Annotated in this window: 4 protein-coding genes; 1 reads left to right on the top strand and 3 read right to left on the bottom strand. The window is 54.9% G+C overall.

The features are described from left to right. Positions 1-186 precede the first annotated feature (186 nt). On the top strand, positions 187-1,218 hold the full coding sequence (locus H162_RS0129490; RefSeq protein WP_156885881.1) for a hypothetical protein: 1,032 nt from the start codon (positions 187-189) through the stop codon (positions 1,216-1,218). Positions 1,219-1,452: 234 nt separating this feature from the next. Here H162_RS0129490 and H162_RS0129485 read toward each other — a convergent pair whose 3' ends face one another. From H162_RS0129485 to H162_RS34630, 3 genes are read right to left on the bottom strand one after another with little or no spacing between them, the layout of a single operon-like run. After that, the gene (locus H162_RS0129485; RefSeq protein WP_020657063.1) at positions 1,453-2,184 is read right to left on the bottom strand and encodes a hypothetical protein; all 732 of its coding nucleotides are present in this window, start codon (positions 2,182-2,184) and stop codon (positions 1,453-1,455) included. 13 nt (positions 2,185-2,197) lie between these two features. Beyond that, the gene (locus tag H162_RS0129480; protein WP_156885880.1) at positions 2,198-3,364 is read right to left on the bottom strand and encodes a radical SAM family protein; all 1,167 of its coding nucleotides are present in this window, start codon (positions 3,362-3,364) and stop codon (positions 2,198-2,200) included. A 33-nt stretch (positions 3,365-3,397) separates the two neighbouring features. Beyond that, on the bottom strand, positions 3,398-3,541 hold the full coding sequence (locus tag H162_RS34630) for a hypothetical protein (RefSeq protein ID WP_020657061.1): 144 nt from the start codon (positions 3,539-3,541) through the stop codon (positions 3,398-3,400). Between the last annotated feature and the right edge of the window lie 142 nt (positions 3,542-3,683).

The following is a 3,683-nucleotide window of genomic DNA, read 5'->3' as shown; positions in this document are numbered from 1 at the left end:
AAGACCAGGTCTGGTTGAATCCGGAACGGATTCGGCCAGAAGCACTACAGCAAGTAGCTTGAGGTGACGCGACAACTACGTTGACAAACGCCGGTATCGTTCGGAGAATGTGTTGTTTATCAATGGCTTAAGAAGCCGTTTTGCGGGGAGGGACGTGCTGGATAGGCGATCCTTGACGGGAACTTCTTGTGGATTTCGATTTTGTCTAATTTTGATAAGAAGCAGGCTCGGGAATTAGGAATTGCCTTTGCCCGTGAAGTAGCTGAACTGACCGGCGAGACGCCATCCCGGCTTTATCAGTGGGGAAAGGATTTGGGATTGCCAGTACCTAAAGCGCGGCAGACGTTCTACTCGCACATGGAGCGGAATGACTGGATTAGGAGCAGCGTCGCCAGTACAACGGATTCATGCCGCTTGGGGAGTTACCCCATGAGCTGCCAGCTCCGCTTGCGGGTGGTGTCGCTCAAGGCTCAGTTTAGGCAGGACAAGCGGCAAGGAAAAACGCGCCAACTGGTTATCTTGTTGGGTTATGAAGTGTGCTCCGGCTTGCTCCACTTCCGCCTTTATCGCGGAACGGATTTCAGCGGCGATGCGAAAGACATGCCGCTCTGTAACCTGATTCCGGCAGCGACGGTCGCGGCGTTTGTGGATGAATGCGGTCGGATGGTCGGTTTGCCGATCCAGCAGGTCTTGTTCACACAAAAAATAATGGACATCGCGCCAGAAGCTGGCAAGGTGGCTTACTTATCCCTTTCGGCAGGAAAGACGCTGCTCAGGGGGCGTAAGGAAGAGGCTGGTGACAATGAACTGCTGTGCAGTTTTGATAGCAAGCGTACGTATAGAACGGTAAGTGGTGAGCATCCATTCTTGGCGTGGTGTGAGAACACCAACGCGACGGAAGTGGCCTCTGTTCTCTCAGACATGGTCAAGCAACACAACAAATCCGTCGCGTTGCCGCGCCTGGAGAAAGCTCGTCAGACTCTTGAGTCGATGATGAGGAGATCACACGATCAGGCACAATTGAGGCATGGCTCATCACCATTCGCAATGCCTATACCTGCATTTCTTCAGCGGATGATAAGGCATGACTACGTGCTGAATGACTTTTCCCTGCACAAAGTCCGTTTCTATAAACGCCCCTTCGAGGATTTCTTCGCGTTTCCCGGTGATCGGGGCAGGCTGGCTATGAAGGGTAAGCTTGGCGACACGGCGACATAGCGACACGCCCGACAGGCGGGAGCGCACGCTGTCGGCAATGTCGCCGTGTCGCCAGCGTTCATCAGGCCTCGATCAGGACGGTAGGTTTTTCCCTCTCCCTATATTGCTTCAGTATATGCGGTCAGGATTTTCTGTTGACTGCATATGCGGCCCCTGAATGTACCAGCAGCCCAGGGCGCTGCTGGTAACGTTCAGGATGATTGCTGGAGCAGCACACCTCGCGGAAGAATGCCCTCAGTAGATATAGCCGTAATCTCCCATCTCCGATCTGATCGCAGCTATGGCTATGAGATCAGGATTGGGCGAAGCCAGAATATCCGCAATGCGCAGGAACACGGTTTCCGATTGCAGGGAATTGCTGGTAACGTAGTCCTGCGATGACTGATAGCCGGCCAGTTCGATGCCGAGCATGTCCGAGTTGATCGGGATCGTCAGCGCAACGAAGTGATCGGAATTCAGGCTGGCGAGCGATGCCGCTAGACCGGAGATAACGACCACCACTGAATCGCTGATGAGCGTATCGACGGTTTCGGGCAGGTCATCATCCGCGTCACCCATGCTGTCGGTGTCGGTCAGTGCCACGCAGTATTCGGACTGCACGTTCTGGTAGTACAGCGCATTCCGATGGTAGGGCATAGGCGATAACGGCGACCAGTAGGAAATGATTTGGTCGTAGTTGGCGGGCAGGTTTTGTGCGCCTGAATAGATCACCCCCCGAAGGTTGGTCGGAAAGCTGACGTGCCGCCCGTAGCGGTCAGCGTCAGCGGGAGAGAGGGATAATGCGATCGCCGCATCCTTGGGTAGCGGCACATGGTGCAGGGCGTTGGTGTTGAGGTAGTAGCCTGGATGGTGGGTAAGATCGGTTGCGGGATCGTCGCTCAGACTGACCCGTTCGTAGTAGTCCAGATGTTGGATGGCGTTGACGGTTGCCATAGCCTCTGCGCTGATATAGATATTGGCCTGCATGGATTGGTACCCTTTATTCGTTGATAGTGAAGCCCTTGCGTAGCAGCTTGATCTTGTGGCGTTGCTCGACGGCGGGGCGATTGATCGTGAACAGGCTCAGGTCGCGATCATCGCCAATTCGGCTCACGCACTTGGAATTGATGGCGTGGCGGATTGCTGTTTCGCCGATAATGCTGTCGAAGTGGTACTCGCCAGCGCTGTAGCTGACGCGGTCCGCGTCGTACTGCGCTGCGTTGATGAATTTCGCTGTATCGGAAGGAAACTTGACCAAGATGAGATGGATGGTCTTCCCTGCCCGAGTGGACTTGCCGGTAAAGTAGCGTGGGTAGCTGGCCGGGGATGGTGATACATCCTTGAACGTAAAGGCGAAGTCGCGTTCCAGATTGTCGATAACGTCAGTGCTGGATGCGATAACGTCGATGTCCGAGAAATTGGAGTGCAGCCTCGGATTGATCAGATGCTTCGCGAATCCGCCGAACAGGTGCAGGTTTGGCTCGTTCATCAGGTACTCGGCAAGTCGCTCCGTGTCCTGCATCAGCTCGTAGCCTGTGCAGTCCACGATCGATAGGTAACGGCTCGATAAGCACAGTACTTTGGGAACAAACACGATGCCGCTGTGGCCGAAGCTAAGTTCTGCGAAGTCGAGTGGGAAGATGCTGAATAGGTTTTCGCGGAGCACAAGCCGTTGGCCAAGGCGGCGGTACAGCGCCAAATACTGCGGTTTTAGCGTGGCTATGTCGGAGGTGGGAAGCGCAGGCAAGACAAGCGAGTATTCGATGTGAAGCCCTTCCCACTCGTGCCGATAGTGCTGGATGGCGTCCAGTACATCGGCATCGAGCGAGATCGAGAAGTAATCTACAACGCCCCGAAGTTTGGCGATATGCTGCACCTCGCGGGTGATGATCCGAACCTTCAGGCCGTGATCCTTAATGATGCGGATCATCGACAGCAGTTGCTGGTAGTGCTCATCGAATCGATATAGAGGGTCGCCGCCGCCGCTAATTGTGATAAACGATTTATTACATTTATCCACGAAATTGCTGATTGCTTCTTTGGCCTGCATGCCATGCGGAAGAAAGGGGGATTCCCTCCAGCTGCAATGGCTGCATGCCTTGGCGCAGCCGAATCCTTTGGCGCGCCAGTTAACGAGTATCGAGAAGTTTGGTTTTGGTTGTCTCATGGAGGACTTTCGTAATCTGGCGCGGTCAGGGCGTTACGCTTTTTTTCGCGGCAGGGAGAGTGTTGTGCCGGTCGCTTCGTCCGGTCCGCCGTCGCCGACCGGAGTGCTATTGGCCTGGAGCGGCAGCGTGATCTGCTTGCCGGGTTCGGTCAGCAACTTCGCCTTCCAGGTCGCCATGTCGCCGTGTCGCACGTGCTGGGTTTCGGCATTCGGCGCAGCCGTAGCTAAGTAGTTACGAGAAATTTACTGTGAATTCTGTCCCGAAACCTTGCATCAGGGACCGGATTTCGTCGAGCAGCGCCGTGCCATTCATAGCGAC

Origin of the sequence: Massilia niastensis DSM 21313, assembly GCF_000382345.1 — a bacterium.
Lineage (GTDB): Bacteria > Pseudomonadota > Gammaproteobacteria > Burkholderiales > Burkholderiaceae_D > Telluria > Telluria niastensis.
This window is presented reverse-complemented; position numbering and strand designations above follow the sequence as displayed.

Coding starts and splice junctions, on each gene's coding strand:
- H162_RS0129485 (WP_020657063.1), bottom strand. CDS start 2,184: ATGCAGGCCAATATCTATATCAGCGCAGAGGCTATGGCAACCGTCAAC.
- H162_RS0129480 (WP_156885880.1), bottom strand. CDS start 3,364: ATGAGACAACCAAAACCAAACTTCTCGATACTCGTTAACTGGCGCGCC.
- H162_RS34630 (WP_020657061.1), bottom strand. CDS start 3,541: ATGGCGACCTGGAAGGCGAAGTTGCTGACCGAACCCGGCAAGCAGATC.